This is a genomic window from Paenarthrobacter sp. DKR-5, assembly GCF_018531425.1.
Classification (GTDB): domain Bacteria; phylum Actinomycetota; class Actinomycetes; order Actinomycetales; family Micrococcaceae; genus DKR-5.
In genome coordinates this window covers 217,928-244,135 of record NZ_JAHBOI010000004.1, presented here as the reverse complement: position 1 = coordinate 244,135, position 26,208 = coordinate 217,928, and the positions used below count along the sequence as shown (strand labels likewise).

Sequence of the window (26,208 nt, the reverse complement as noted above, 5' to 3'; positions counted from 1 at the left end):
GCTAGCGGCGCTTCTTCTTGTTGTTCGCGCGCTGGCTGCTGCGCGGCCGGGTGGCCTCGGCCGCTGCGGCGCGGCGCTCCACGTGGGTCTCCACCCCGCCGCCCTCGCTCGGCGCGGTGAACTGCAGCTGGGCAGGCTGCTCCGGCGCCTCGAGACCGGCGGCAACGATCCGCGGCTCGTGCGACGACAGCGCAGCACCCGGGGCGCCGGAGACGACAGCCTCCGCGCCCACGCGCAGGTTCCCCGCGTCGGTCTCGTCCACCGGGGTCACTTCGACTTCCAGGTTGAACAGGAAGCCGATGCTCTCCTCGCGGATCGCCTCCATCATCGCCTGGAACATGGTGAAGCCCTCGCGCTGGTATTCGACCAGCGGGTCACGCTGGGCCATGGCCCGCAGCCCGATGCCTTCCTTCAGGTAGTCCATCTCGTACAGGTGTTCCTGCCACTTGCGGCCCACCACGGAGAGGACGACGCGGCGCTCGAGCTCGCGCATGGCCTCGGACCCGATTGCTTCCTCGCGTGCCTGGTAGGCCAGCTTCGCGTCCGAGAGGATTTCCTGCTTCAGGAACTCGGAGGTAACCCTGGACTTGCCGCCGGCCTCCTCGACAATGTCGTCGACGGTGAGCGACACGGGGTAGAGCGTGCGCAGGTTCGCCCACAGCTGCTCGTAGTCCCAGTCGTCGCCGTGGCCTTCGGCCGTCGCGGCGTCAATCATCGAGGTGAGCGTGTCCTCAAGGAAGAACTGGACCTTCTCGTGCAGGTCGTCGCCTTCGAGGATGCGGCGGCGGTCGCCGTAGATTGCCTCGCGCTGGCGGTTGAGCACGTCGTCGTACTTGAGCACGTTCTTGCGCTGCTCAGCATTGCGCGCCTCGACCTGGCCCTGCGCCGACGCGATGGCCCGGGAGACGAGCTTGGATTCGAGCGCGACGTCGTCCGGCATCGCGGAGCGGCCCATCAGGCGTTCGGCGGCGCCGGAGTTGAACAGCCGCATCAGGTCATCGGTCAGCGAGAGGTAGAAACGGGATTCGCCGGGGTCGCCCTGGCGCCCGGACCGGCCGCGCAACTGGTTGTCGATGCGCCGGGACTCGTGGCGCTCGGTGCCAAGCACGTACAGGCCGCCCAGTTCGAGGACCTCCTCGTGCTCGGCCTTGACGGCTTCCTTGGCCGCCTCGAAGGCCGCCGGCCACGCGGCCTCGTACTCCTCGGGGGTGTCCACCGGGTCCAGCCCGCGCTTGGCGAGCTCCGCCACCGCGCTGAACTCGGCGTTGCCGCCGAGCATGATGTCGGTACCGCGGCCGGCCATGTTGGTAGCGACGGTCACCGCACCCTTGTGCCCGGCCTGGGCGACGATCGCCGCCTCGCGGGCGTGGTTCTTGGCGTTCAGCACCTCGTGCCGGATGCCTTCCTTGGCCAGCTGCTGGCTGAGGTATTCGCTCTTCTCGACGCTGGTGGTGCCCACGAGCACCGGCTGGCCCTTCGCGTGCCGCTCGGCGATGTCCTTGACCACGGCGGCGAACTTGACCACTTCGTTCTTGTACACCAGGTCCGACTGGTCCTTGCGGGCCATGGGCTTATTCGTCGGGATCGGCACCACGCCCAGCTTGTAGGTGCTCATGAATTCCGCGGCCTCGGTCTCGGCGGTACCGGTCATGCCGGAGAGCTTTCCGTACAGGCGGAAGTAGTTCTGCAGAGTGATCGTGGCCAGCGTCTGGTTCTCGGCCTTGATCTCCACCCCTTCCTTCGCCTCGATGGCCTGGTGCATGCCCTCGTTGTAGCGCCGGCCAGCCAGGATGCGGCCGGTGTGCTCGTCGACGATGAGCACTTCGCCGTCCAGGATCACGTAGTCCTTGTCCCGCTTGAACAGTTCCTTCGCCTTGATGGCGTTGTTGAGGAACCCGATCAGCGGGGTGTTCGCCGACTCGTACAGGTTGTGGATGCCGAGGTAGTCCTCGACCTTTTCAATGCCGGACTCGAGCACGCCCACTGTGCGCTTCTTCTCGTCCACCTCGTAGTCCTTTTCGGCTTCGAGACGGAGCACAACCTTCGCGAACTCGCTGTACCAGCGGTTGGCGTCACCCGAGGCCGGGCCGGAAATGATCAGCGGGGTGCGCGCCTCGTCAATGAGGATCGAGTCCACTTCGTCGACGATGGCGAAGTGGTGGCCGCGCTGGACGAGCTCGTCCTTGCTCCAGGCCATGTTGTCGCGCAGATAGTCGAACCCGAATTCGTTGTTCGTGCCGTAGGTGATGTCCGCCTCGTACTGCTCACGGCGGACGGACGGCTCCTGGTTGGAGAGGATGCAGCCGGTGCTCATGCCCAGGAAACGGAAGACGCGGCCCATCAGGTCCGACTGGTACTCGGCGAGGTAGTCGTTGACGGTGACCACGTGCACGCCCTTGCCGGTCAGGGCGTTGAGGTAGGCCGGAGCAGTGGCCACCAGGGTCTTGCCTTCACCGGTCTTCATCTCGGCGATGTTGCCCAGGTGCAGGGCCGCGCCGCCCATGAGCTGGACGTCGAAGTGGCGCATGCCCAGAGTGCGTGAGGCGGCTTCCCGCACCGCCGCGAAAGCCTCGGGCAACAGATCGTCGAGGGATTCGCCGTCCGCCACGCGCGCCTTCAGGCGGTCGGTTTCCTCGCGCAGCTCGGCGTCGGTGAACGATGTGAAGGACTCTTCCAGAGCGTTGATGGACTCCGCGTAGGTGCGCAGTTGCTTAAGCGTCCGCTTGTCACCGGCACGGAGGACTCTCTCGAGAAGTGATGGCACTGAAATTGCTCCCAATCATCGGCTGCCTGAATCTGGCGTGTTCAGTCTACGTGAGTGACGAATGGGCCGTGCCACAGGTTCCCCGCGGCCGGCGCCGGCTCAGGCTGCGGCGACCGCGGCCCCCAGGGCGGCGGCAAGGTCCCCCGCGGGTTCCACCCGCACGTCGGCCAGTCCCATCCACGCAGCCATTTCGCGCAGTTCGGCGGCCAGCTCGACGGCGGTGCCGGCCGGCGCTCCCGGCTCGGCAAATGCGGCCCGCACCAGCAGCGCGCCGGCCGCTCGGTCCGCTTTGAGGTCGACCCGGGCCGCGAGAGTCTCGCCGAGCAGGAACGGCAGCACATAGTAGCCGTGGGTGCGCAGCGCCGCAGGGGTGTAGATGCCGATCCGGTAGTGGAAGCCGAACAGCCGCTCCGTGCGCTGGCGTTCGAAGACCAGCGAGTCGAAAGGGCTCAGCAGCGCCCTGCCGTCCGCGCGCCGCGGGACCACCGCTTCATGGTGCCGGTACAGCGTGGCGTCCCAGCCCCGGACGGTGACCGGCTCCAGCAGTCCACGCCCGGCGAGCTCGCGGACCGCTGCGGCCGTTTCCGTCAGCGGCACCCGGAAATAATCGGCGAAGCACCTGACCGTGCCGATGCCGTGCGCGCGGGCCGCCCTGAGGGTCAGTTCCAGCACGGCCTCCTCCTGGCCGGGTGCGGGAGCCTGGAGCACAGCCGGCGGCAGCACCCGTTCAGTGAGGTCGTACAGCCGCTCGAACTGGGGGTTGCGGGCCGCGGAGCTGATCTGTCCGGTCCAGAACAACGCCTCCATGACCTGCTTCACGACGCTCCAGTTCCAGCCCCAGTTGGTGGTGTTGCGAGGTTCATCGTGCTCGAGCCGGACCTTCATCTGCGAGGCACTCTGCGGGCCGTGGCCTTCCAGTTCGGCGAGCACGCTGCGGGCCAGGTCCGGGTGGGCGTAGAGGATCCGGCGGAAGTAGGCCTCTTCACGGCCGCCCTTCCAGCGCTTCGAGCGTTCAAGGAACAGAGGGTAAAGCTCGGGCAGGATCAGGGACGCTTCGTGGGCCCAGTATTCGACCAGCCGGCGCGGCCTGCGGTGGGCCAGGCGGTGCAGGTCCTCGATGTCGTAGCTGCCCAGCCGGGAGAACACCGGAAGGTACTGGCTCCGGGTGAGGACATTGACCGAATCGATCTGGATCAGCTGCAGCCGTTGCGCAGTGCGGCCCACCGCCCGCGCAGTGGCGGGGCCGGTGGGCCGCCTGCGTGCCAGGCCCTGGGCGTCAAGGGCGATGCGCCGTGCCTGCGACAGGCTCAGCGCTGCGCTCAAGTCATACCTCCGGGTCCGGACTGGTTAGTAGTCCAAGACTAAGCGGTGGCGGCCTCCTCCGCCGCGCGGTACACGAGGGTTTGCTCTTCCACCGGTTCCGAGCCCGCCGGGCACTCCTGGTCGAGGGTGATCACGCCGTAGGTCCAGCCGCGGCGCCGGTACACCACCGAGGGTGCGTTCGTGGCCTCGTCGATGAAGAGGTAGAAGCTGTGGCCGACGAGTTCCATGTTGTCCACAGCGTCGTCGATACTCAGCCGGGCGGCCGGGAACACCTTGCGCCGGATCATGACCGGCGAGTGCGGGCCGGGCGCTGCGCCTTCTTCCCCGGGCTGCACTTCGGTTGCGCCCGCGGCGGTTTCTTCGTAAATGGGCCGGTCGGCGCTGACGGTGGGCAGCGAAGCGGTGGCTTCGCGGACGGCGACCGGTGTGTGGCGGCCGTGGTGGACCTTCTTGCGGTCCTTGGCCCGGCGCAGGCGTTCGAGAAGCTTGTTGTAGGCAAGGTCGAAGGCTGCGAATTTGTCCGCGGCGGAGGCTTCCGCACGGATCACCGGGCCCTTGCCCAGAAGGGTGAGTTCCACGGTGAGCTGCGCGTCTGCCTGCCGCGCTTTCGTTTCCTTTGAGACCTTGGCGTCGAGTCGCTGAATCTTGTCCGCGAGTTGTTCGATCTTGCCGATCTTTTCCCCCGCGTATTCACGGAAGCGGTCCGAGATAGTCAGATTCCGTCCGCTGATCATGAACTCCATGGTGCCCTCCAAATTCCTTCGGTGACACGATAGCGACCGCACTCCCCCCGGTCCTTCGACCTTCCCACGGTCGCTACCGACAGGTACTTTCTGGTTACGGTACCCAGTCCCCACGTTAGTTGACCGCCCCCTCTTATTCACCCTTTCGTCACTTATATTTTTCCCCCGCCTCCGGCGCCTTCCGTGCTGCCCCGCGCCTGCCCCTGAATTCCTGGCCGGGGCGCCGCGCCGGCCGCTGCGAGAACCACGGCACCGGCCACCACGGCTCCTGCCTGACGCAGCGCGCGGGCCGCTTCCGCGGCCGTCGCCCCGGTGGTCAGGACGTCGTCGACCACGACACACGGGACCCCCGCGAGGCGCTGCGTCCAGGATGCCCGCACCCTCAAGGTGCCGCGCACATTGAGCCTTCGCCTCGCCCGGCCGAGCCCCTTCTGCGCCCGTCCGGCAAACGGGCGCCGTGCCCGGTACCGAAGCACCGGCTGGACCCGGCAGCCCCGCGGGAGCCCATCGGTCCGGGCCAGCTCGCGGAGCAGGTCCAGCACCGGGTCGAAGCCGCGGCGCCGGAAGGACCGGCCGCTGGCGGGCACCGGAACCAGCACCATGCCGCCGGCATCCCCCGGGCCGAGGGCGGCCGCCAGGGCACCGGCGAGGCAGCCGGCGAGCACCGGCGCGAGGTCGCCGCGCCCGTGGTTCTTGTAGGCCAGGACCGCGCGGGCGAGCTCCGCGCGGTAATGTCCTGCGGCGACGGCAACCAGCAGCACCCGCCCGTCCGGCTCGACCAGCACCGGGGCAGCAGCCTCCGCCCGGAAAGGCTTCGCGGCGGCGGCCCGCAGCGCCTGGCCGCAGCCGGCGCACAGGGCTGTGTCCTCCGCGCCGCAGCAGGCGCAGTCGGCAGGGAACAGCAGTCCCGCGGCCTCCCGCCATGCACCGGCGGCGAGCGCTGCGAGACGCCGGAACGCGGTGCTCGCTCTCACCGTCCAAGCCTGCGTCCACCGACCCGCGGGCCGGCTGCGGAGCAACGCTCCAGGTGGAACCCGCGCCGAAGTCCCGCCGCTGTGGAGGAGAGCACAAGGCCGCGCCCGCACGCATCCCGGACGACGTCAGCCTGCGAAGGCCGGGTCCTTGATGTCCTTGGCCTGTTCGGCCCACCCGTTGCCGACCCTGATCGACAGCCCCGAGGCGGTCTGGCCGTAGAGGTCCTGCGCCCCGTTGCCGGCACTGATCGAGAGCATGCCCTGCAGGCCGCCCACCTGCGTTGTGTTGCCGTTGAGCCCGAGGATCTGGGGCACCACCATTGCCGTCCCGGAGCCCTTGATCACGGCCACGCTGGTTTCATCGACCCAGACCCCCGAATCAGCTGCCACCGTGGTGCTCAGCGTCAGCGGCGGCGTCAGGTCCTTGGGTGTGCCGTCCGAGCCCTGAACCACGCCGCTGATCTGTATTGCGGTGACGCCGTTGCGGTCCGAGATGACCAGGGCGCGTGCGCCGTCGCGGGAGATGCGCAGGTCCTTGACGGTGCGGCCGACAAGCCACTGTGCCGTGATCGCCACCGCCGGGCTCTGCTGGTTGTCCGCGGCGCCGCGGGGCTGCACGGCGAGCACCTTGCCCGACCCGTCGGCGGCGGCTGTCCAGACCCAGTCCTGCGGGCTGATTGAGGGCGCCGTCAGCTTCGGACCCGTTGCTGCCACCTTGACCTGGTGCCCGGGAACCACTGTCATGAGCTGGCTGCGGTCCCCGGTCAGGAAAGCGAAGAGCCGCTGCGAATAGGACATGGCCGGGCCCCGCGGGGAGTACGCCGCCACCGAGGGCACCCCTTCCAGCCGCGTGGTCTGCGTGTTCTCGTACCGGACGAGCTCGTTGTGCAGGATGCCCACCTGGCTGCCGGCCACCGGCCGGTTCCGCACTGGCTGCGGAACGCTGTCGTCGCGGTTGCCCAGATCGACGTCGCGCTGGTCTGCCCGAAGGGTGACGGCGCTGATCGAGCTGAGGTTCTGCAGCGTGCTCAGCAGCTGGGTCTGCATGCGCTGGCGGTCCCGGATGGAGGAATCCAGGATGTCCTGTGAGGACAGGTCCACGGAGGCGACCCCGGACACCACGGGAACCGAGTCGCGGGCGAGCTTGATCCCGGCCGGGAACGCACTGACAACGGCACCCTTCAGGTACGGCGCAGGCCCGTCCATCAGGGCCCGCACCAGGGAAAAGGCCACCGTCGGCCGGTTCACGAAGAAGCGGATATCCGGCACGAGGTAGAGGTAGGAGGGGTCGTAGTAGTAGAGCGTGTAGGACGAGAACAGGGTGCTGAAGTTGGAGAGCGAAACGAGGATGCCGTCCGGCACCGAGGAGATCCGCCACTGCCCGTCCACCTGCACCAGTTTGATGGCGACGCTTTCCACCGCTCCCGGGGCCGCCTGGGTGGCAACGCCGTCGCCGTCGATCGACTGGGCAAGATTCACATCCACCCGGAAGCTCTCGCTTGACCCGTTGTTCGTGATCTTCGCGTTGTCGCGGTACACCAGGGTCCGCTCGTCCGGCTTCCACGTGCCCGCGAAGCCGGGCGCCAGGAACTGGCGGGCCACTGCGTAGTCGTCCTGTGACCCGGTGCCGGCGCCGAGGAACCCCTCGATGATCGCCTGCTGGCTGGCGCCGGGGACGGGACCTTGCGGAATGAAAGCGAACGGGTTCGAATGCGAAACGCTGTTCTCGGCCTGGCTCGTGCCGACCGGGCCGGACCTCGGGATGGACGCGCACCCCGTGAGGACCAGCAGCAGGGCGGCGAGCAGGACAGCGGCACGGCGCAGCGGGCGGCGCTGTCGTTGCATCGGTGCCCGCGTCGGGACGTGCGTCATGAGGAGGCCTCCACCCGGTGAGTCGTGCCGGCAGGCGCGGGGCCGGGCGCCGGTTGGTCGGGAAGCCCAGGTTGTTCGGCGGGCGCGGACGGGGCGCTGGTGATCGCGGCAGGCACATGCACCCGTCCCGTCCCGGCAACCTGGCCGGGAGGCAGGGGCAGGGGGGACCGGTGGATCACTCCGCCGACCTTCAGCGGGAGGGTCAGCCGGAAGCAGGACCCTTCGTTTTCCTTGCCCCAGGCCTGCAGCCAGCCGCCGTGCAGGCGTGCGTCCTCGGTGGCGATGGAGAGCCCGAGCCCGCTGCCGCCGGTGGTGCGGGCCCGGGCCGGGTCGGCGCGCCAGAAGCGGTCGAACACGCGCGCCACCGCCGCCGGGCTCATGCCGATGCCGTGGTCGCGGACGGCGACGGCGACGGCTTCCTCGTTGGCCGCGACCATGATTTCCACGGGCCTGCCCTCGCCGTGTTCCAGCGCGTTGACCAGCAGGTTGCGCAGGATCCTCTCGATCCGGCGGCTGTCCATCTCCACGATGAACCCGGAGCCGGCGGTGCCGATGTTCACGCTGGACCCACAGTTGTCAGCCAGCGGCTGGGCGTCTTCGACCACCTTCCGGATCAGCGGCAGGATGTCGTGGTACTCCGGGTCGAGCACGGCCGCTCCGGCGTCGAACCGGGAAATTTCCAGCAGGTCCGCCAGCAGGTCCTGGAACCGCTCGACCTGGTGGTAGAGCAGCTCGGCGGAGCGCCTGTTGACCGGATCGAAGCTGTCACGGGCGTCGTGGAGAACCTCCGCGGCCATCCGGACGGTGGTCAGCGGTGTGCGCAGCTCGTGCGAGACATCGGAGACGAAGCGCTGCTGCATCTGGGACAGGTTCGCCAGCTGCGTGATCTGCTCCTGCAGGCTGGCCGCCATGTGGTTGAAGGACGCGCCCAGCCGGGCCACCTCGTCCTCGCCGCGGACCACCATGCGCTCCTGCAGGTGGCCGCCGGCGAGTTTTTCCGACACGATCGCGGCGTGTCGGACAGGGCTGACGACGGCGCGGGTGACGTACCAGGCGATGGCGCCGATCAGCAGCACCAGGACCATGCCGCCGATCCAGAGCACGCCCTGGATGTAATCCAGCGTGTCCTGGGCGTTGGACAGGTCGTAAAGCAGGTAGAGCTCGTAGACACTGCCGTTGAACGTGACCTTGTTGCCGACGGCGATCGCGGGCACGTCCTTCGTCCCGAGCGGGAGGTTGATCGAGCGCCAGTACTGGCCGCTGCCGTTCTGGACGGCCGAACGCAGGTCCTGGGGAATCATCGTGGGCACGATGTTGAAGGAGGCCCGGGTGTCCACCCAGCGGGGCCTCGACGACGGCTGGTTCGGGACCGCGATCAGCAGGAACCGGCGCTGGATTTCCGTGCCCGACCCCTCCAGCAGCGGCAGGGTGTCGTTGACGAGCTTCTGCGCGCTTTGCTGGTCTCCCACCTGGGCGCCGTCGAAAGTCTCCTGAACCTGCTGCACTCCGCGGCGCGTCTCGACCTCGGCCTGCTGCAGGCGCTCGTTGAAGAGGCCGTGCTCGATCTGCGAGGACAGGTAGGCGCCGACAGCGCCGAACGCGGCGAAGGTCAGCACCAGCGTCATCAACACGGTGCGGAACTGCAGCGAGCGGCGCCACCGGTACAGGAAAGCATTGCGCAGCCGCACCAGCGGCCGGGACGCAATTGCGCCGGCGCGCGCGGCCCGTCTCAGCCAGGCCCGGCGGCCGGCCTCGCCCTCCGGTTCGTGGCCCGCTTCCGGCCGGCCCCCGTCCGGCTGGCCCCCGTTCGGCTCAAGGGGAACCGACGCCTGCCGCCGTTGCTGCCGGGCCCGGTAGCGTTCTGTTGCCGATTCCGCCACCAGGTAGAGCGCCACTGCGACCCCGCGCATCAAGGCAGCCAGCGCCAAGGCACGCGAACGCAGCCACGCCCGGAACCGGGCGAGGCTGCTGCCGCCGCTTCCGCTCATTGCGGACTCTCCTTACGAACCCGCCTTGTAGCCGACGCCGCGCACCGTCAGGACGACCTCGGGGGCATCCGGGTCCTTCTCAATCTTCGACCGGAGGCGCTGCACGTGCACATTGACCAGGCGCGTGTCCGCTGCGTGCCGGTAGCCCCAGACCTGCTCCAGCAGCAGCTCCCGGGTGAAAACCTGCCACGGCTTCCGGGCCAGGGCCACGAGCAGGTCGAACTCGAGAGGCGTGAGCGAGATGCGGTCCGGACCCCGCTTGACCGCGTGGCCGGCGACGTCGATCGTGACGTCCGCGATCCGCAGCGTCTCCGGCGCCTTCTGGTCCCCCGGGCGGAGGCGGGCCCGCACCCGCGCCACCAGTTCCGCCGGCTTGAACGGCTTGGGCACGTAGTCATCGGCACCGGATTCGAGGCCGCGGACAACGTCCGAGGTGTCCGACTTGGCGGTGAGCATGACGATCGGGACATCGGAATCGGCGCGGATCGCGCGGCATACCTCGATGCCGTCCATCCCGGGAAGCATGAGGTCAAGGAGCACCAGATCCGGCTTGGACTGCCGGAACACGTCAAGCGCCTGGGCACCGTCGGCGCAGAAGACAGGCTCGAAACCGTCGTTGCGCAGGACGATGCCGATCATCTCCGCCAAGGCCTCATCGTCGTCCACTACAAGAATGCGTGCCTTCATAGTTACATGTTCCCTTATTGCCATGGTGTTGTCGCGCCGGACGGCCGCCCGCAGACGCTAGGTGGAGGACCGATCAAACTATAGGCTAAGGGCAATCACGGACTGGAACCGGTACAGCACGGCCGGAGACCAGGGCCACGACCTGGGGGAGGTTGGAATGTCCGAAGGTTCCGAGCGGGCCGGCAGTGACGGCAGCGCGCCCGGATGGCCGCCGCCCGGCCAGTACGGCCAGCCCGGCCAGCCCGGTCAGTACGGCGGCCAGCCCGGCCAGCCCGGCGGCCAGCCGGGTCAGTACGTCCAGTCGGGTCAGCACGGCGGTCAGTACACGCCTCCGCAGTACGGCGGCCAGCCCACGCCGCCGCAGTGGGGCCAGTATGCGCCTCCGCAGTGGGGGCCGCCGCAGCAGCAGCCGCCTCAATGGGGCCGCCCCGCGCAGGGCTGGGGACCGGGGCCGGGCTACGTGCCGCCGCCCAAGCCGGGAGTCATTCCGCTCCGCCCGCTCGGACTGGGCGAGGTCCTTGACGGAGCCTTCCAGGCGATCCGCCGCAATGCCAAGGCCATGTTCGGTTCGGCACTGATCCTCCAGGTGGCGCTCGTCGCGGTTCCGGCCCTGCTGATCGCTTCCTTTGTCGGCTCCGGCCTGGACCCCGCGTCGCTCCTGCGCGGCGGCGCCGGTCAGAGCCAGGCCGTGATGCTCGCGCTCGGGCTGGTCGGCGCCCTGTTTGTCTCCTCGCTGCTCGGAGCGCTCAGCGTGCTGGTTCTGCAGGGAGCGCTGGTGATCCCGGTTTCCCGGGCGGTGCTCGACCGGCGCACCGGTTTCGGCCAGATGTGGCGCCTGGTCCGGCGGCGGGTCGTTCCGCTGATCCTGCTGGCCCTGCTGTATCTCGCCGCGACCATCGCCGCCTACATGGTCATGGTCATCGCCGTCGTCGGGCTCATCGCCGCGCTGCGCCGGGACGCCGTCGGGCCGGTCATCGTGCTGCTGGTGGGCGCCATGGCCGCCCTGGTTTGGGTCGCCGTGAAGCTCACTCTCGCCCCTGCCGCCCTGGTGCTCGAGGACGCCGGCGTCCTCGAGGCGATCCGCCGCTCCTGGACGCTGACCAAACGCAACTGGTGGCGCACCTTCGGCATCTCCGCGCTCGCCGCGCTCATGGTCGCGGTCATCACGCAAGTGGTGAGCATTCCTGTCTCCTTCGCTGTAGGGGCTGTGGTGCACCTGGTGGCGCCCGCGGCCTCCCCCGCCGCCGCCCTGTCGGCAACCCTGGTCTCGACCGCGATCAGCGCCGTGCTCACCAGCGTGGTGGCGGCCGTGGGCACCGCCTTCCAGTCGGGCGTGATGGCTTTGATCTACGTGGACCTGAGAATGCGGCGCGAGGGACTCGACCTTGTCCTGATGCGGGAAGCGGAGGCAGGAGCGGACGATGGCGGCCTTCCCGGCCGGCCCCGGGCGTACCCGCTGCCCCACCCCGGCCCGCTGGGCTGACAGGGCGCACCGCGATGCTGATCCGGGCTGCCGGTGCCGTGCCGTGCGACATCCCCGTGCTGCCCGACGCGGGAGAAGCCCGGCGCTGGGCTGCGGAGGAACTGGCGAAGGACGCCTACCGGAAGGCCAAACCGGGCTGGGTTGGGCAGCTGCTGGACCAGCTGCAGCACTGGTTGCAGGATGCGCTCGGCTCCGTCCGGGCCATCGACCCCAACCTGGGTGCGGTCCTGGCGCTCATGCTGGTCCTGGTCGTCGCCGCCGTCGCCGTCTGGCTGGTGCGTCCCCGGCTGAACCCGCGCCGCAGCGCGCCCGCCGCCGTCTTCGATGAGGACACCGCAGGCACCGCCCGGGAGCACCGTGCCCGCGCGGCCCGTGCCGCAGCCGCGGCTGACTTCTCCAGCGGCGTGCTGGAACTGTTCAGGGCCCTCAGCCGGGCGGCGGAGGCCCGCGACATCCTCCAGCCCCGGCCGGGCCGGACCGCCGACGAAACGGCCGCCGCCCTCGGCGCCGCCTTCGAGGGCCACCGCACTGCACTCAACCGGGCGGCGGAAGCGTTCAACGCCGTGCGCTACGGGCGGGCCACCGCCTCCCAGCGCGACTACGAGGCACTGCGCGTGCTGGACGCTCAGCTGGAAGCCGCGCGCCCTGCGTATGCCGCCGCGACGGGGTGGATGGTGCCGCGGTGACGGCCGCGGCAGGCACGGCGCAGGACACGGCGCAGGACACGGCGCAGGACACGACGCCGACGGCCCCGGCCGGCGGCGTGCGCGGGAAGCTGCGCCGGCACCGGTTCTGGCTCATTGCGGGTTTCCTGCTGGCCGCGGCCCTGCTGCTGTCCTATGCCGCCGGCACGGCAAAGATGGACGCCCGTGTGCTATCCCCGGGCAACCCCGGGCCGGACGGCGCCATGGCAGCGGCCGGGATTCTGCGCAGCCGCGGCGTCGACGTGCAGACCTCCGACAACCTCGACCGCACCCGGGAACTGGTGCACACCAAGGGCGCCGCAGCCGTGACCGTGCTGGTCGCGGATGACCTCGGCTACCTGCATGCGGCGCAGGTCCGCGAGCTGGCGGGCACCGGAGCCCGGCTGGTCCTGCTGGCACCCGGGGTGCAGGCCCTTTCCGGCGCCGGGGCGGGAATCAGCGCGGCCGGCGTCGCCCCGGACGGGCAGACCGAGGCGCAAGCGGGCTGCACTGCACCGGATCCGCAGGCGGCTGGCAGCGTCTCCGCCGGGCACGGCTTTCTTTACCGCGGGCCGGTGGTGTGCTTTGCGTCGCCCTCCGGCAGCGACGGCGCCCCCGGCAGCTACGCCGCCAGCGCCGACGGGAGCATCGTGGCGCTCGGCAACGTGCAGGTGCTTCAGAACGCCCGGCTGGACCAGCTCGGCAACGCAGCGCTGGTGCTGCGCACGCTCGGGTCGCGGCCAACGCTGGTCTGGTACCAGCCCGGGCTGAGGGATGCGCAGCCTGCGGCCGGCAGCGCCTCGCTCCCGGAACTGATGCCGCAGTGGGTCACTCCGGTGTCGGTGTGGCTGCTGCTCGCCGGCGTCGCCGCCATGCTCTGGCGCGGCCGCCGGACCGGCCCGCTCGTTCCGGAACCGCTGCCGGTGGTGGTCCGCGCCGCTGAAACAGTCGAGGGAAGGGCGCGCCTCTACCAGGGCGCACGCGCCGTCGACCGCGCGGCCGCGAGCCTGCGGGCCGGCGCCCTGACCCGCCTCTCGCGGCATTTCCGGCTCGACCGGTCCGCGCCGGCCGAAGCCGTGGCCGCAGCCACCGCGGAACGGACCGGGCGCCCCGGCTCCGAGGTTGCCCGGATCCTGCTCACCGAACGCCCCGCAACAGATTCGAGCCTGCTCCACTGGGCGCAGGAACTGGACACCCTGGAGAAAGAGGCCACCCGGCAATGAACGAACAGCACACCGACTTCGACCCCGCGGTGGCCCCGGACGACGCACCGGAGCCCTCCCCCGCAGCACCTGCCGCGGACGAGTCCGCCCGCCAGGCACTGCTGCGGGTGCGCGCCGAGGTCGCCAAGGCCGTGGTGGGGCAGGAACCAACAGTGACCGGTCTGCTGATCGCCCTGCTGGTCCGCGGCCACGTGCTGCTCGAAGGGGTGCCCGGCGTCGCCAAGACGCTGCTGGTGAGGGCGCTCTCCGCAGCCTTGGACCTGGAGACCAAACGAGTCCAGTTCACGCCGGATCTGATGCCCGGGGACGTGACCGGTTCGCTCGTCTACGACGCCCGCACTTCCGACTTCAGCTTCCGCGCCGGGCCGGTCTTCACCAATCTGCTGCTGGCTGACGAAATCAACAGGACGCCGCCGAAGACCCAGGCCTCGCTGCTGGAGGCCATGGAGGAGCGGCAGGTTTCGGTCGACGGCGTGTCCCGGCCGCTGCCGGACCCCTTCATCGTCGCGGCGACCCAGAACCCGGTGGAGTACGAGGGCACCTACCCGCTCCCCGAGGCGCAGCTGGACAGGTTCCTGCTCAAACTCACCCTGCCGCTGCCGGACCGCGGGGACGAAATCGAAGTGGTCCGCCGCCACAGCGCCGGGTTCGACCCGCGCGATCTCGCTGCCGCCGGCGTCCGCGCCGTGGCCGGCGCCGCGGAGCTTGACCGGGCGCGGAACGCGGTGGCCCGGGTCACGGTCGCGCCCGAGGTGCTCGGCTACATCGTCGACATCGCGCGGGCCACCCGCAGCGCGCCCTCCTTCCAGCTCGGGGTCTCGCCGCGCGGGGCGACTGCCCTGCTGGGCACGGCGCGGGCGTGGGCGTGGCTCTGCGGCCGCGGTTTCGTCACGCCCGACGACGTCAAGGCGCTGGCGCTTCCGACGCTCCGGCACCGCGTCGGGCTGCGGCCTGAGGCCGAGATGGACGGCGTCAGCGCGGACGGCATCCTCGGCTCGATCCTCGCCTCCGTTCCGGTTCCCCGGTAAACGGCACCGCCTGCGGCAATGGCACTGACCGGACGTTTCCTGATCCTCGCCCTGGCCTTCACCGTGCCCGTCGGGCTCTTTCCCGTGCCCGGAACCATCCTGTGGTCGCTGCTGGTCCTGCTGGTCCTCGTCCTGGTCGATCTCGCCCTCGCCGCCAGTCCCCGCCGTCTCACCCTGACGCGGGACCTGCCGGGCTCGGTTCGGCTCGGCGAAGCCTGCACCGCCGGCCTGGTTCTGCTGAACGACGCCGGGCGCAGCCTGCACGGTGTCGTCCGGGACGGTTGGCAGCCCTCCGCCGGTGCCGTCGACGCATTGCAGCCGCTCACGGTGCCGGCCGGCGAACGGCGCCGGCTGGCGGTCCACCTGGTCCCGCTGCGCCGCGGGGACCTGCATGCCCGGCACGTGACCGTGCGCTCAGAGGGTCCGCTGGGCCTCGCGGCACGGCAGCGGACCATCCCCTGCCCCGGCCGGCTGCGTGTGCTGCCGCCGTTCAGGTCCCGGCGCCTGCTGCCCTCGAAGCTGCGCCGCCTGCGCGAACTGGATGGCCGTGCCGCAGTGCAGATCCGGGGAGCCGGCACCGAGTTCGACTCGCTGCGCGACTATGTGCGTGGCGACGACGTGCGGTCCATCGACTGGCGGGCGACCGCGCGCCGCCAGTCGGTCGTGGTGCGCACCTGGCGGCCCGAGCGGGACCGGAAGGTGGTGATCGTGCTGGACACCTCCCGCACCTCCGCCGCCCGCGTCGAGGACGAGCCGCGGCTGGACACAGGCATCGAAGCTGCGCTGCTGCTGGCCGCCCTGGCGGAACGCGGCGGGGACCGGGTGGCGTTCCTGGCGTTCGACCGTGCTGTCCGGGCCCGCGTCGAGTCCGCATCCAAGGGCAGCACACTCAGCCGGCTGGTGAATGCTGCCGTTCCGCTGGAACCACGGCTTATCGAGCTGGACTGGGACCGGCTGCCCGCCGAGGTCGAGGCTGTCGCGGGCCATCGGAGCCTGGTGGTACTGCTGACATCGCTCGACGCCGGCGGAGCGGAGGAAGGGCTGGTTCCCGCGGCTGCCCGCCTTGCGGGACGGCACGTGGTCGCCGTCGCCTCCGTGCGGGACCCGCTGCTCGGGCGGCTGCTCACCGGGCGCACCTCCGCCAGCGACGTCTACCGCGCGGCGGCCGCGGAGCGGTCGGTGCTGGAGCGCAGCGCGCTGGCGGACGCGCTCCGGGGGGCCGGGGCGGAAATCGCGGACGCCGAACCGCACCAGCTGCCCTCGGATCTGGCGGACCTGTACATCCGGCTCAAGGCTGCCGGCCGGCTCTGAGGAACACAGCTTGGTCACCTAGACTGGGCCCGTGCCGCCGATCTCTGTTGTCTTCTCCAGCTGGACCTTCGATGGCACGGCCCTGTGCCTGATCCTGGCCAGCGCCGTGCTGTACGGTGCCGGTCTGCGGGCGGCGCGGCGCCGGGGCCGGCACTGGCCGCTGTGGCGTTCAGCCGCCTTCTACGTGCTGGGCCTGGGATCCCTGGCGTGGCTGGCGTTCGGCTTCCCCGGGGCGTTTTCGGCCCAGCTGCGGTGGGCCTTCGCGTTGAAGATCTCGCTCCTGCTCTTCGTCGTCCCCTTGCTCGTCGGCCTCGGGCGGCCCATCTCGCTGGCACGGGCGGCGCTCCCCGAGCGCGGGACAGCACGGCTGGATGCCGTACTGTCCAGCCGGCCGGTGCGCCTGGCCAGCAACTCGTTCGTGGCTCCGCTGCTCGGGCTGGCCTTGTTCTCGACCTTCCTCACCCCTGCCTTCTACACGCTGCGCACCAATCCGCTCGCGGAAGCGGTGCTGACCGTCGCCGTGCCGCTGCTCGGGCTGCTCTTTGCGCTGCCGATCATCGAGGAAGGCGACTTCGCCCGCTCGAGCGCCCTGATCACCCTCGAGTTCGTGTACGTCTTCATTGAGCTGCTGGCCGACGCCGTCCCCGGCATCCTGCTCAGGCTCAATGGGCATGTGCTCGACGGGGCGGGCCCCGTCGCCAACGGCCTGGCCTGGTTCCCCTCGCCGCTGCGGGACCAGCAACTGGCCGGGGACCTGCTGTGGTTCATCTGCGAGGCTGTGGACCTGCCGCTGATCATCCTGATGTTCATGCGGTTCTCCCGCAGCGACAAACGCGAGGCGCGCAGCTTCGACGAACTGAGCGACGAAGAGATGGACGCCCTCGCCGATGAGCACCTGCGGCGCCGGGGCTGAACGAATGGAATCCCTGTACCGGAAGGTGCTCGGCCCGGCCTTCGGGCGGTTGCAGCCCGAGCTCCAGGAATACTTCTCGCTGTTGCCCGGCAGCGGCAGCTACGGTGTCGGCACCGGCACGTTCGACGTCGCCGGGTGCCCGCAGGCGTGGCTGCGGCCGCTGCTGCGGCCGGCCGGACGCGAGGAAGCCTTCTTCCCTGAGTACGGCACGAACATCGGCTTCCGGATCGAAAACCACTCCCATCTGGATCCCTTCGGCCGGCCCTCGCTGACCGCCCGCCGCGAAATCCGCTTCCCGCGCGTCACCCGGATCTTCAGCGACACCACGAGCCTGGATACGCGGCTGGGGCTGCTCGACTATGTGGGCGCGTACCGCCGGCTGGTAACGGACCTTGAGCTGAGCGTCACCGCCGAAGGCTACCTGCGCGGGGTCTCACAGAAGTCGCGGGCGCTGCTGGGCCCGCTACGGGTTCCGTTGCCCGCGGCCCTGGATGCCAAGGCCTACGCGGAACAGCGCTGGGACGCGGCCGCGGGCAGGTTCCGCATCCAGGTCAAGGTGATCCAGCCCCTGCTCGGCACGGTGCTGGTGTATGCCGGAGCGTTCGACTACCGGCTTCAGGAGTATGCCGCCGGCAGCCCCGAAGGCCGAGGCGCGCCGGGGTCCCTGCCGCCCGCGGTGCAGCCGCGGGCGTGGCACGCCCAGGGCTGAGCCCCGCTGCCGGCGCCGCAACGGGTCATCCGTGACGGATCTGGTCCAGCGCGTCCGCCGTTGCCGTGAGCCGGGTCAGGACCTGCCGGGCGGCCGACGGCGCGAAGTGCTCCAATCCACCCGCGGTGGTGAGCCGCACCGACGGCAGCGCCGTCACCGGTAGGCCCAGCCTGCGCCACGGCCCTTCCACCGCGGCGACCAGGGCACTGACCTGCGGCGGGGCGGCCGCGCCGGCGGCCACAACACCGGCCCAGAAGAGCTTGCCCGACTCGACAGCGCCGGCCACGGTCTCCCACTGCGCAGCGGGCAGGCCCTCCACGGCGCACCCGGCCGCGTCAGCACTGGAGGCGAAGGCCAGCTCCAGGCTGCGTCCGGCGGCGGGCACGATCAGCGCCACCTCGGCGGCGCCGGCGGTCCGCGCCGCCTCCAGCACCCGTTCCCAGGCCGCGGCCACCTCGGCCCGCGCCACCGCGCGCAGGGTGCGGTAGCCGCTGGCCGTCGGGACGGTTCCGGCCAGCACCGACTCGAGCTCCGGCTCGTCCAGCTGCAGCACCAGGCGGGCGCCGGGGACGGCCGCCGCGGCCACCCTCAGGTGGTCCGCCAGACCCGCTGCGAGGGAGTCGGCCAGTTCACGGCGCGCCCCGGCGTCGAGCAGCACCCGCTCGCCGGAGTGCAGGTACAGGTTGGCGGCCAGCGAGAGCGGGCCGCGGAGCTGGAGCTTGAGCTCGCGGGCCGGCTGTTCCTCGGTCCCGGCGGTGTCGGCCAGCACGTTGATATCCGAGGCGAGCAGTGACGCTCCGCGCCGGCTGTCCCTTCCCGGGTGCGGCACCAGCCGCCAGCCGTGCGGCTGCAGGTCCACCGGCAGGTCCACCAGCACCGAAGCGGTCCGCCCGACGGCGTCGGCTCCCGGTCCGCGCGCCGGCAGCTCGGGCAGGAACGGCAGATGCGGGCTGCCCAGCTCGCCGCGGATGGCCCGAGTCGCCTCCGGGACGTCGGTCCCGGGCCACGGGCCGGCCGCCGTGGCGGTGACCTGGGCGGGCCGGTCCGGGGTGGCCGCCTCGCTTGCCGGCACGCTACTTCCCGGCGCCGTTGGCGTGCGTTTCGGAGATGTCCTGGTGGTGCCGGATGACCTCGCTGATGATGAAGTTCAGGAACTTCTCGGCGAAGGTCGGGTCCAGGTGCGCGTCGGCGGCGAGGGCGCGCAGGCGGGCGATCTGGGCGACCTCACGGTCCGGGTCCGACGGCGGCAGCTGGTGCTTGGCCTTGAGGATCCCGACCCGCTGGGTCGCCTTGAACCGCTCGGCAAGGATGTGGATGAGCGCGGCATCGAAGTTGTCTATGCTGCCGCGCAGCGCGAGCAGCTCGGCCATCACCGCCTCGTCCACCTTGCCGGTGAGGGAACTGGCGGCCGGATCGAAGAAGGAGTCGTCGGAAAGTGCCTGCGGCGTCTGCTCGGTCATGCCTTTCAGTCTAGGGTCTCCCCCGGGACCGTCCCGCTCGCCGGGGCCTGCGTTACGTGCCGGAACGACGACGGCGGCCGCCCGGTGTTCCGGACGGCCGCCGTCGTGGCCGGAGGCGTCAGCCGCCGACGAGGGCGCGGTGCGCCTCGCGGCGGGCCGCCTGTTCCTGCGGGTCAGGGACCGGAAGCGACGCGATCAGCCGCTTGGTGTAGGCGTCCTGCGGGTTGCCCATCACCTGGCTGCCGATGCCTTGCTCCACGAGCTTGCCCTTGTAGAGCACGCCCACCCAGTCCGAGAGCATGTCCACCACTGCCAGGTCGTGGCTGACGAACAGCGCCGCGAAGCCGAACTCGGCCTGGATGTCGCGGAACAGCTCGAGCACCTTGGCCTGCACGGACACGTCCAGCGCCGAGGTGGGCTCGTCCGCGATCAGCAGCTTCGGGTTCAGCGCGAGGGAACGCGCCAGCGAGGCGCGCTGGCGCTGGCCGCCGGAGAGCTCGTGCGGGAACCGTTCGGCGTATTCGGCCGGCAGCTGGACGGCGTCGAGCAGCTCCGCCACCCGCTGGCGCACCGAGGCCGGGGAACGGTCCTCGTGGATCAGGATCGGTTCGGCCACGCAGTCACCGATGCTCAGGTGCGGGTTGAACGAGGCCGCCGGATCCTGGAAGACGAATCCGATGTCCTTGCGCAGCGGCTTGAAGGTGCGTTCCTTGAAGCCGAGCATCTCGTAGCCGAGCACCTTCAGGCTGCCGCCGCTGATCCGGGTCAGGCCGGCGATGGCACGGCCGATGGTGGTCTTGCCCGAACCGGATTCACCCACCAGCCCGTAGACCTCGCCGGCGGAGATGCTGAACGAGACGCCGTCGACCGCCCGGAAACCGGGCGAGCCCAGGCGTCCGGGATATTCGATGAGAAGGTTCCGGGCCTCGACGAGCACCTCGGCATTCCGGCCGGCACGTTCGGTCACCCCGGCCGATGCCGAGTTGCGGCCCAGGTGCGGTACGGCCGCGAGCAGCTTCTTCGTGTAGTCCTGCTGCGGCGCGGCGAACAGCCGGGCGGCAGGCGCTTCCTCCACGACATCGCCCTGGTACATGACCACGACGCGGTCGGCGAGGTCGGCGACGACGCCCATGTTGTGGGTGATCAGCACGATCGAGGTGCCGTACCTGTCGCGCAGGTCGCGCAGCAGTTCGAGGATTTCGGCCTGCACTGTCACGTCCAGCGCCGTCGTGGGCTCGTCGGCGACGATTAGCCCGGGGTTCAAAGCCAGCGCTGCGGCAATGACCACCCGCTGCTTCTGGCCGCCGGAGAACTGGTGCGGGTAGTAGTCCACCCGGCGCTCCGGTTCGGGGATGCCCACCTTGCGCAGCGCCTCGACGGCCAGGTCGCGGGCCTGCTTTTTGCCCGGCTTCTTCCCGTCACGGGCATGGGCGCGCAGGCCCTCGGCGATCTGCCAGCCCACGGTGTAGACGGGGTTCAGGGCCGTGGAGGGCTCCTGGAACACCATGGCCACGTCTTCGCCGCGGATCCGGCGCAGTTTCTCCGCCGAAACTGAAATGACGTTGTTGCCGCGGATCAGGACGGTGCCGGAGCTGATGGCCGTCTCCGGCAGCAGACCCAAAATGGTTTTCGCCGTGACGGTCTTGCCGGAGCCTGACTCGCCCACGATGGCGAGCACCTCGCCGGGTTCGACCTGCAGGCTCACGTCCTTGACCGCACGCACATCGCCGGCGTCGGTCGCGAAGGTGACCTTCAGGTGCTCGATGTCCAGCACCGGGCCGCCCGCCCGGGCGGCGGGCGCCGCCGTCGTCGTGTTCTCGCTCATGCTTGGTTCCTCGCTTCCGCGTCCGCGGCCGGCTGCGGCGCCTGGACGGCCGGGCCGCCCTTCTGTGCGCCGGGCTTCTGGGCGCTGCCCGCTCGGCGGCGCCCGCGCAGGCGCGGATCGTTCAGGTCGTTCATGCTCTCGCCCACCAGGGTCAGTCCCAGCACGGTGAGCGCGATGGCTGCACCCGGGAAAATGCCCGTCCACCAGATCCCCGCGGTCGCGTCGGCGAGCGCCTTGTTCAGGTCGAACCCCCACTCCGCGGCGGACGTTGGCTCGATGCCGAAGCCCAGGAAGCCCAGCGCGGCCAGCGTCTGGATGGCCTCGGAGGCGTTGAGCGTGAAGATCAACGGCAGGGTGCGGGTGGCGTTCTTGTAGATGTGCCGGCTCATGATGCGCAGGTTGGACGCGCCGACCACCTTGGCCGATTCGACGAACGGCTCGGCCTTCAGCCGGATCGTTTCGGCGCGGATCACCCGGAAGTACTGCGGGATGAACACCACGGTGATCGAGATCGCGGCGGAGAAGATGCCGCCCCACAGGCTGGACTGGCCCCGGCTGATCACGATCGACATGACGATCGCCAGCAGCAGGGTCGGGAAGGCGTAGATGGCGTCCGCCACCACGACGAGGATCCGGTCCAGCCAGCCGCCGAGGTAGCCCGAGAGCAGGCCCAGCGCGACGCCGATGAAGATGGACATGATCACCGCGACGACGATGACTTCCAGCGCGGTCTGCGCCCCCCAGACGACCCGGGAGAACACGTCGTAGCCGCCGACGGTGGTGCCCCACAGGTGGGTGCCCCCGGGCGCGGCCTGCGCCGGGAAGTTGCCGTTCGCGTCGCCGATCTGGTTGAAGCTGTACGGCGCGATCAGCGGCCCGAAGATGGCCGTGAGGATGAACAGGCCCGAGAGCACGAGCCCGGTGATCAGCATCCCCCGCTGCAGCCCGACGCTCTTGTTCAGGTGGGAAATGACCGGCAGCCGGCCAATCAGGCTTTGCTTCGCCATGTCAGTACCTCACCCTCGGGTCGATCAGTGCCGCGACAATGTCAACGATGAAGTTGGAGACAGCGACGATGACGGCGAGGAGCACCACAATGCCCTGCACAGCCACGAAGTCGCGCGCCTGCAGGTAGCTGGCCAGGGCCAGCCCCAAGCCCTTCCACTCGAAGGTGGTCTCCGTGAGCACGGCCCCGCCGAGCAGCAGCGCGATCTGCAGGCCCATGACGGTGATCACGGGGATCAGGGCCGGCTTGTAGGCGTGCTTGGTGACAAGGCGGTATTCGCTCACGCCGCGGGAGCGGCCGGCTTCCACATAGTCCTTGCCGAGGGTGCCGATCACGTTGGTGCGGACCAGGCGCAGGAAGATGCCGCCGGTGATCAGACCCAGCGCCAGGGCGGGCAGCACCGAGTGTGAGACGACGTCGCCGAACGCCGGGAAGTTGCCCGAGCGCAGCGCGTCGAGCCAGTAGATGCCGGTCGGAGCGCTCAGCCCCTGCAGTTCCAGTTCGGTGCTCACGTTCGCCCGGCCCGCGACCGGGAACCAGCCCAGGGCGGTGGAGAAGAAGAGCTTGAACAGCAGGCCGGTGAAGAACACCGGCGTGGCATAGGAGAGGATGGCGAAGAGCCGCAGCACGGCGTCCTGCCACTTGTCGCGCCGGTACGCGGCGACCAGGCCCAGCGGGATGCCGATGAGCAACGCGATGACCAGCGAGTTGATGACCAGTTCGAGCGTGGCGACGCCGTACGTGGTCAGGACCTCCGTGACCGGACGGTCATCGGAGATGGTCCGGCCGAAGTTGCCGGTGAAGACCTGGCCAAGGTACTCGAAGTACTGCACGAGCACGGGCCGGTCGTAGCCGGCGTCGTGGATGCGCTGCTGGAGCTGCTCGGCCGGAAGGCGGCCGCCGAGGGCCGCGGTGATGGGGTCGCCCGTGATCCGCATCAGGAAGAACACCAGCGTCACAAGGATCAGGATGGTCGGGAAGATCAGGAGGAACCTGACCAGGATGTACTTGCCCAGTCCCCCGCCGGACTTCGTTGTCTTTTGCGGCATCAAGCCGTCGGCGTCGGTCGGCGGCGCCTCAATGAGAGTTGTCATGGTTACCTAAGGAATACCTAGCATGTCGGTGGCGGCCCCCGTGGTACGAGGGTAATGCCAGCTCAGTGTTTGCGGAACGCAAGCGGAAGGCGGGGACATCTTGTGGACGCCCCCGCCTCCCGTGTTACTGCATGTCTGTTACTGCATGTGGTTCGCTGTGGCGCGTGCCGGTCCTACTTGGACAGGACGCCCAGGCGGAACTTGAAGGACGCGTCGAGCGTGTTGTCCACGCCCTGGACCTTGCTGCCGGCCACGGCGATCTGCGCGCCCTGCAGCAGCGGCAGGGTGGAGAGGTCCTTGGCGACCGCATCCTGGATCTCGCCGATCTGCTTCTCACGCGCCGCCTTGTCCGGGTTGACCTGCTGCTTGGCGATCAGGTCCTGCACGGTGGCGTTGTCGTAGTGGTTCTTCAGGAAGTTGTCCTTCGTGAAGAACGGGGTCAGGTAGTTGTCCGCGTCCGAGTAATCCGGGAACCAGCCGAGCTGGTAGACCGGGTACACGTCCTTGGTGCGGTCCTTGGAGTAGGTGACCCACTCGGTGGACTGCAGGTTGACCTTGAACAGACCCGACTTCTCCAGCTGGTCCTTGACCAAGGCGTACTCGTCGCCCGAGGACTTGCCGTAGTGGTCCGGGTTGTACTGCAGGTTCAGGCTGACCGGGGTGCTGACGCCGGCGTCCGCGAGGGCCTTCTTGGCCTTGTCTGCGCTCGGCTTGCCCGAACCGTCGCCGTACATGCTCTTCAGCGGCTCGGTGGCGCCCGGGAAGCCCTGCGGCACGTAGGAGTAGGCCGGGGTGTAGGTGCCCTTGTAGACCTGGGTCGCGATGGCGTCGCGGTCGACGAGGTCGGCCATGGCCTGGCGCACGGCAAGGGCCTTGGCCGGGCTGGCGTCGGCGGTCTTGGCACCGAACGGCATGGTGTCGAAGTTGAAGACGATGTAGCGCAGCTCGCCGCCCGGTCCCTTGTGCACCTTGACGCTGCTGTCCTTGCTCAGGTCCTCGACGTCGGTGGCTGTCAGGCTGCGCGAGGCAACGTCGATGTTGCCCTTCTGCACATCCAGCTTCAGGTTGTTCGAGTCCGCGTAGTACTTGATGTTCACCGAGTCGGTCGCGGGCTTGCCAAGCAGGCCCTGGTAGCCGGAGTAGGCCTTGAAGCTGACCAGCTCGTTCTTCTTGTAGCTGTCAATCGTGTACTGGCCCGCGAAAGCCTTCGACTTGACGATGTCCTCATCGGACATGACCTTGTCCGCCGGGAAGACCTTGTGGTCCACGATCGGGCCGGCCGGGCTGGTCAGCACCTGCGGGAACGTCTGGTCATTGCCCTGCTTGAGCTTGAAGACGACGGTGGTGGCGTCCTTGGCCTCCACGCTGTCGAGGTTGCTCAGCAGCGACGACGGGCCGTTGTCGTCGTGGATCTTCAGCTGGCGGTCGAAGCTGAACTTCACGTCGGCGGAATCGAGGGAGTCTCCGTTGGCCCACTTCAGTCCGGGCTTCAGCTTGACGGTGTACTCCTTCGGGGAGGTGAAGGAGGCGGACTCGGCGATGTCCGGCTGCGGTTCGGCCGAGCCCGGCTTGGAGTTCAGGACGAACGGGTAGATCTGGTTCATGACCATGAACGATCCGTTGTCGTAGGAGCCGGCCGGATCGAGGAAGGTGACCTTGTCCGTGGTGCCGAGAGTGATCGGGCCGCTGCTGCTTCCGCCCGATGCGGAGCCGCCGCCAGCGGGGCCCGTGCAGGCCGTCAGCGCCAGCGCGGAAATCCCCGCGAGGGCTGCAAAAGCGCGCAGCCCTGTCATGTTCTTCATCATTGGGTGATCTTTCTGTTCGATCAAAACAATGTGAGGCCTGTTGCAGACCTCACACTCGTGATGCCTAGATTCAACCAGATGCTGGAACGAGATTGCCTACCGGGCAGTAATCCGATGCGAGAATTTAACCCAAAATCAACATGTCAGACCTCTGCGCGGCTTTCGGCGCCGGCCGGCCCGTGCGGAATCAGCGGCCGGCGAAGGGCACCCGGCTGAAGCTGAGCACGTCGGCGCCGCGCCCGCGTACCCCGTCCGGGGCCACCTCCACGCGCAGATAGTCCGTGGCCCGGGAAGAGCCGTCGATCGTGATCCGCTGCAGGTTGTCGGCGTGGCCCGGCTCCGAGTAGAAGTCCAGCCATTTCGAGCCGGCGGCGAGCGGCCTGTCCGTGTTGTACACGTGGCTGTCCCCGTTGAAGAGGTAGACAGGGCCGTCGAAGCTGTTCGACTCTCGGACCAGCGCGTCCACGATCGGCTTGAAGGCACTGAATTCGTTCCAGGTCACGGCCCAGGTCGGGTCGAACATGTCCGCCTGCTGCATGACGACGACGGCGCGGTCCTTGCGCTGGCGGGCCGCGGCGAAGGTGGAGTGCAGTTCGGCGATGACGGCGGCCGTCCGGGAGGCGACCTCCGCCTGCTGCTCAGGAGTGGGCGCCGACTTGCCCAGGCCCGTCCACGGGTCCAGCGAGTTGTTGCTGCCGGGCACGTTCACGGCGGTGAAGGCTACCCGGTTGCGGGTGAACTGCACGTTCTCCGGCAGCCCCCGTGCGGCCTGGGACCTCACCGGCATGGTGGCGCCAAGCGTGGTGCCGGGACGGGCGAAGAAGGTCCTGCGGATCTTGTCCAGCCGTTCCAACGGGTTGTAGCCGCCGTTGTTCGGCCGGTGGCAGTCCGTCCATTCGTTGTCCCCCGGTGTGTAGACCAGCGGGTGGGTGAAGGTGTCAAAATCGGTCTTGATCCGCGCGAAGTAGGCATCGCTGCACACCGTGGAGCCGTTCTTGATGTCGCCCAGGTGCGAGACGAAGGAGAGGCCCCGGTCCGCGTTCAGGTCCCGGATGTGCGAGGGGAAGGAAGCAACTGCTGCGTCGCCGTAGGGGGTGTCACCAATGACCGCGAAGCTGAAGGAATCCGCCCCGGCGTCCTGTGCCGTGGCCGGTGGACAAGTCAGGGCCGATCCCAGCAGCACTGCTGCGGCTGCCGCCGCAAACTTCGAGATCGCACGCATCGTTCCTCCACCGGTCGTTCGCAACTGTTCCGGGACAGAAGCTACCGAGGCAGGGCGACGCCCGGGACACGCCAGGGTGAACAGCAGGCAACGGG

The 26,208-nt window shown here is 69.5% G+C and carries 21 protein-coding genes; 7 read left to right on the top strand and 14 right to left on the bottom strand.

From position 1 onward, the window contains the following. Position 1: 1 nt before the first annotated feature. From secA to mtrA, 7 genes are all read right to left on the bottom strand, one after another. The gene (gene secA / locus KIH31_RS10345) at positions 2–2,764 is read right to left on the bottom strand and encodes a preprotein translocase subunit SecA (RefSeq protein WP_214427037.1); all 2,763 of its coding nucleotides are present in this window, start codon (positions 2,762–2,764) and stop codon (positions 2–4) included. Between the two features lie 99 nt (positions 2,765–2,863). Then, the gene (locus KIH31_RS10340) at positions 2,864–4,087 is read right to left on the bottom strand and encodes a winged helix-turn-helix domain-containing protein (RefSeq protein WP_214427036.1); all 1,224 of its coding nucleotides are present in this window, start codon (positions 4,085–4,087) and stop codon (positions 2,864–2,866) included. Positions 4,088–4,125: 38 nt separating this feature from the next. Next, complete coding sequence (gene hpf, locus KIH31_RS10335) at positions 4,126–4,830, bottom strand: ribosome hibernation-promoting factor, HPF/YfiA family (RefSeq protein ID WP_214427035.1); 705 nt, start codon at positions 4,828–4,830, stop codon at positions 4,126–4,128. A gap of 152 nt (positions 4,831–4,982) precedes the next feature. Beyond that, the gene (locus KIH31_RS18405; protein WP_214427034.1) at positions 4,983–5,804 is read right to left on the bottom strand and encodes a ComF family protein; all 822 of its coding nucleotides are present in this window, start codon (positions 5,802–5,804) and stop codon (positions 4,983–4,985) included. A 126-nt stretch (positions 5,805–5,930) separates the two neighbouring features. Beyond that, positions 5,931–7,676 (bottom strand): LpqB family beta-propeller domain-containing protein, encoded by a 1,746-nt coding sequence (locus KIH31_RS10325; protein ID WP_214427033.1) that lies wholly within the window; start codon positions 7,674–7,676, stop codon positions 5,931–5,933. Beyond that, positions 7,673–9,664 carry an MtrAB system histidine kinase MtrB gene (gene mtrB / locus KIH31_RS10320; protein WP_250545802.1) on the bottom strand — a complete coding sequence of 664 codons (1,992 nt, stop codon included), beginning with the start codon at positions 9,662–9,664 and terminating at the stop codon, positions 7,673–7,675. Before mtrB ends, KIH31_RS10325 begins: the two co-directional genes overlap by 4 nt. Before the next feature lie 12 nt (positions 9,665–9,676). Next, entirely contained in the window at positions 9,677–10,351 is a 675-nt protein-coding gene (gene mtrA, locus KIH31_RS10315) for an MtrAB system response regulator MtrA (protein WP_214427032.1), read from the bottom strand. 157 nt (positions 10,352–10,508) lie between these two features. Between mtrA and KIH31_RS10310 the strand changes: the two genes are divergently transcribed. Genes KIH31_RS10310 through KIH31_RS10280 form a run of 7 tightly spaced genes read left to right on the top strand, consistent with a single transcriptional unit; the run spans position 10,509 to position 17,701 of the window. Beyond that, a complete protein-coding gene (locus KIH31_RS10310; RefSeq protein ID WP_214427031.1) occupies positions 10,509–11,834 on the top strand; it encodes a glycerophosphoryl diester phosphodiesterase membrane domain-containing protein in 1,326 nt (441 codons plus the stop codon). A gap of 14 nt (positions 11,835–11,848) precedes the next feature. Continuing rightward, positions 11,849–12,520, top strand: a complete 672-nt coding sequence (locus KIH31_RS10305; protein ID WP_214427030.1) for a DUF4129 domain-containing protein — start codon at positions 11,849–11,851, stop codon at positions 12,518–12,520. Beyond that, positions 12,517–13,740, top strand: coding sequence for a DUF4350 domain-containing protein (locus tag KIH31_RS10300; protein WP_214427029.1), 1,224 nt, complete (start codon positions 12,517–12,519; stop codon positions 13,738–13,740). Before KIH31_RS10305 ends, KIH31_RS10300 begins: the two co-directional genes overlap by 4 nt. Then, positions 13,737–14,768, top strand: coding sequence for a MoxR family ATPase (locus tag KIH31_RS10295; RefSeq protein ID WP_214427028.1), 1,032 nt, complete (start codon positions 13,737–13,739; stop codon positions 14,766–14,768). Before KIH31_RS10300 ends, KIH31_RS10295 begins: the two co-directional genes overlap by 4 nt. An 18-nt stretch (positions 14,769–14,786) precedes the next feature. Then, positions 14,787–16,079, top strand: coding sequence for a DUF58 domain-containing protein (locus tag KIH31_RS10290; RefSeq protein WP_214427027.1), 1,293 nt, complete (start codon positions 14,787–14,789; stop codon positions 16,077–16,079). A gap of 31 nt (positions 16,080–16,110) precedes the next feature. Beyond that, positions 16,111–16,992, top strand: a complete 882-nt coding sequence (locus KIH31_RS10285) for a cytochrome c oxidase assembly protein (protein ID WP_214427026.1) — start codon at positions 16,111–16,113, stop codon at positions 16,990–16,992. Positions 16,993–16,996: 4 nt separating this feature from the next. After that, on the top strand, positions 16,997–17,701 hold the full coding sequence (locus KIH31_RS10280) for a DUF4166 domain-containing protein (protein ID WP_250545801.1): 705 nt from the start codon (positions 16,997–16,999) through the stop codon (positions 17,699–17,701). Between the two features lie 25 nt (positions 17,702–17,726). On the opposite strand, the gene KIH31_RS10275 is transcribed toward KIH31_RS10280, so the two are convergent. The 7 genes from KIH31_RS10275 to KIH31_RS10245 form a co-directional block, all read right to left on the bottom strand. Continuing rightward, positions 17,727–18,773 (bottom strand): hypothetical protein, encoded by a 1,047-nt coding sequence (locus KIH31_RS10275; RefSeq protein ID WP_214427024.1) that lies wholly within the window; start codon positions 18,771–18,773, stop codon positions 17,727–17,729. Between the two features lies 1 nt (position 18,774). Then, positions 18,775–19,161, bottom strand: coding sequence for a chorismate mutase (locus KIH31_RS10270; protein WP_214427023.1), 387 nt, complete (start codon positions 19,159–19,161; stop codon positions 18,775–18,777). A 118-nt stretch (positions 19,162–19,279) separates the two neighbouring features. Next, positions 19,280–20,986, bottom strand: a complete 1,707-nt coding sequence (locus KIH31_RS10265; RefSeq protein WP_214427022.1) for an ABC transporter ATP-binding protein — start codon at positions 20,984–20,986, stop codon at positions 19,280–19,282. Next, the gene (locus KIH31_RS10260; protein ID WP_214427021.1) at positions 20,983–21,993 is read right to left on the bottom strand and encodes an ABC transporter permease; all 1,011 of its coding nucleotides are present in this window, start codon (positions 21,991–21,993) and stop codon (positions 20,983–20,985) included. Before KIH31_RS10260 ends, KIH31_RS10265 begins: the two co-directional genes overlap by 4 nt. Position 21,994: 1 nt before the next feature. Then, positions 21,995–23,086 (bottom strand): ABC transporter permease, encoded by a 1,092-nt coding sequence (locus KIH31_RS10255; protein ID WP_214427020.1) that lies wholly within the window; start codon positions 23,084–23,086, stop codon positions 21,995–21,997. Between the two features lie 173 nt (positions 23,087–23,259). Continuing rightward, positions 23,260–24,891 carry an ABC transporter substrate-binding protein gene (locus tag KIH31_RS10250; protein ID WP_214427019.1) on the bottom strand — a complete coding sequence of 544 codons (1,632 nt, stop codon included), beginning with the start codon at positions 24,889–24,891 and terminating at the stop codon, positions 23,260–23,262. Between the two features lie 187 nt (positions 24,892–25,078). After that, complete coding sequence (locus KIH31_RS10245; RefSeq protein WP_214427018.1) at positions 25,079–26,113, bottom strand: hypothetical protein; 1,035 nt, start codon at positions 26,111–26,113, stop codon at positions 25,079–25,081. Positions 26,114–26,208 lie beyond the last annotated feature (95 nt).

Coding starts and splice junctions, on each gene's coding strand:
- hpf (WP_214427035.1), bottom strand. CDS start 4,830: ATGGAGTTCATGATCAGCGGACGGAATCTGACTATCTCGGACCGCTTC.
- KIH31_RS10325 (WP_214427033.1), bottom strand. CDS start 7,676: ATGACGCACGTCCCGACGCGGGCACCGATGCAACGACAGCGCCGCCCG.
- mtrB (WP_250545802.1), bottom strand. CDS start 9,664: ATGAGCGGAAGCGGCGGCAGCAGCCTCGCCCGGTTCCGGGCGTGGCTG.
- mtrA (WP_214427032.1), bottom strand. CDS start 10,351: ATGAAGGCACGCATTCTTGTAGTGGACGACGATGAGGCCTTGGCGGAG.
- KIH31_RS10310 (WP_214427031.1), top strand. CDS start 10,509: ATGTCCGAAGGTTCCGAGCGGGCCGGCAGTGACGGCAGCGCGCCCGGA.
- KIH31_RS10305 (WP_214427030.1), top strand. CDS start 11,849: ATGCTGATCCGGGCTGCCGGTGCCGTGCCGTGCGACATCCCCGTGCTG.
- KIH31_RS10295 (WP_214427028.1), top strand. CDS start 13,737: ATGAACGAACAGCACACCGACTTCGACCCCGCGGTGGCCCCGGACGAC.
- KIH31_RS10290 (WP_214427027.1), top strand. CDS start 14,787: ATGGCACTGACCGGACGTTTCCTGATCCTCGCCCTGGCCTTCACCGTG.
- KIH31_RS10280 (WP_250545801.1), top strand. CDS start 16,997: ATGGAATCCCTGTACCGGAAGGTGCTCGGCCCGGCCTTCGGGCGGTTG.
- KIH31_RS10270 (WP_214427023.1), bottom strand. CDS start 19,161: ATGACCGAGCAGACGCCGCAGGCACTTTCCGACGACTCCTTCTTCGAT.
- KIH31_RS10265 (WP_214427022.1), bottom strand. CDS start 20,986: ATGAGCGAGAACACGACGACGGCGGCGCCCGCCGCCCGGGCGGGCGGC.
- KIH31_RS10260 (WP_214427021.1), bottom strand. CDS start 21,993: ATGGCGAAGCAAAGCCTGATTGGCCGGCTGCCGGTCATTTCCCACCTG.
- KIH31_RS10255 (WP_214427020.1), bottom strand. CDS start 23,086: ATGACAACTCTCATTGAGGCGCCGCCGACCGACGCCGACGGCTTGATG.
- KIH31_RS10250 (WP_214427019.1), bottom strand. CDS start 24,891: ATGATGAAGAACATGACAGGGCTGCGCGCTTTTGCAGCCCTCGCGGGG.
- KIH31_RS10245 (WP_214427018.1), bottom strand. CDS start 26,113: ATGCGTGCGATCTCGAAGTTTGCGGCGGCAGCCGCAGCAGTGCTGCTG.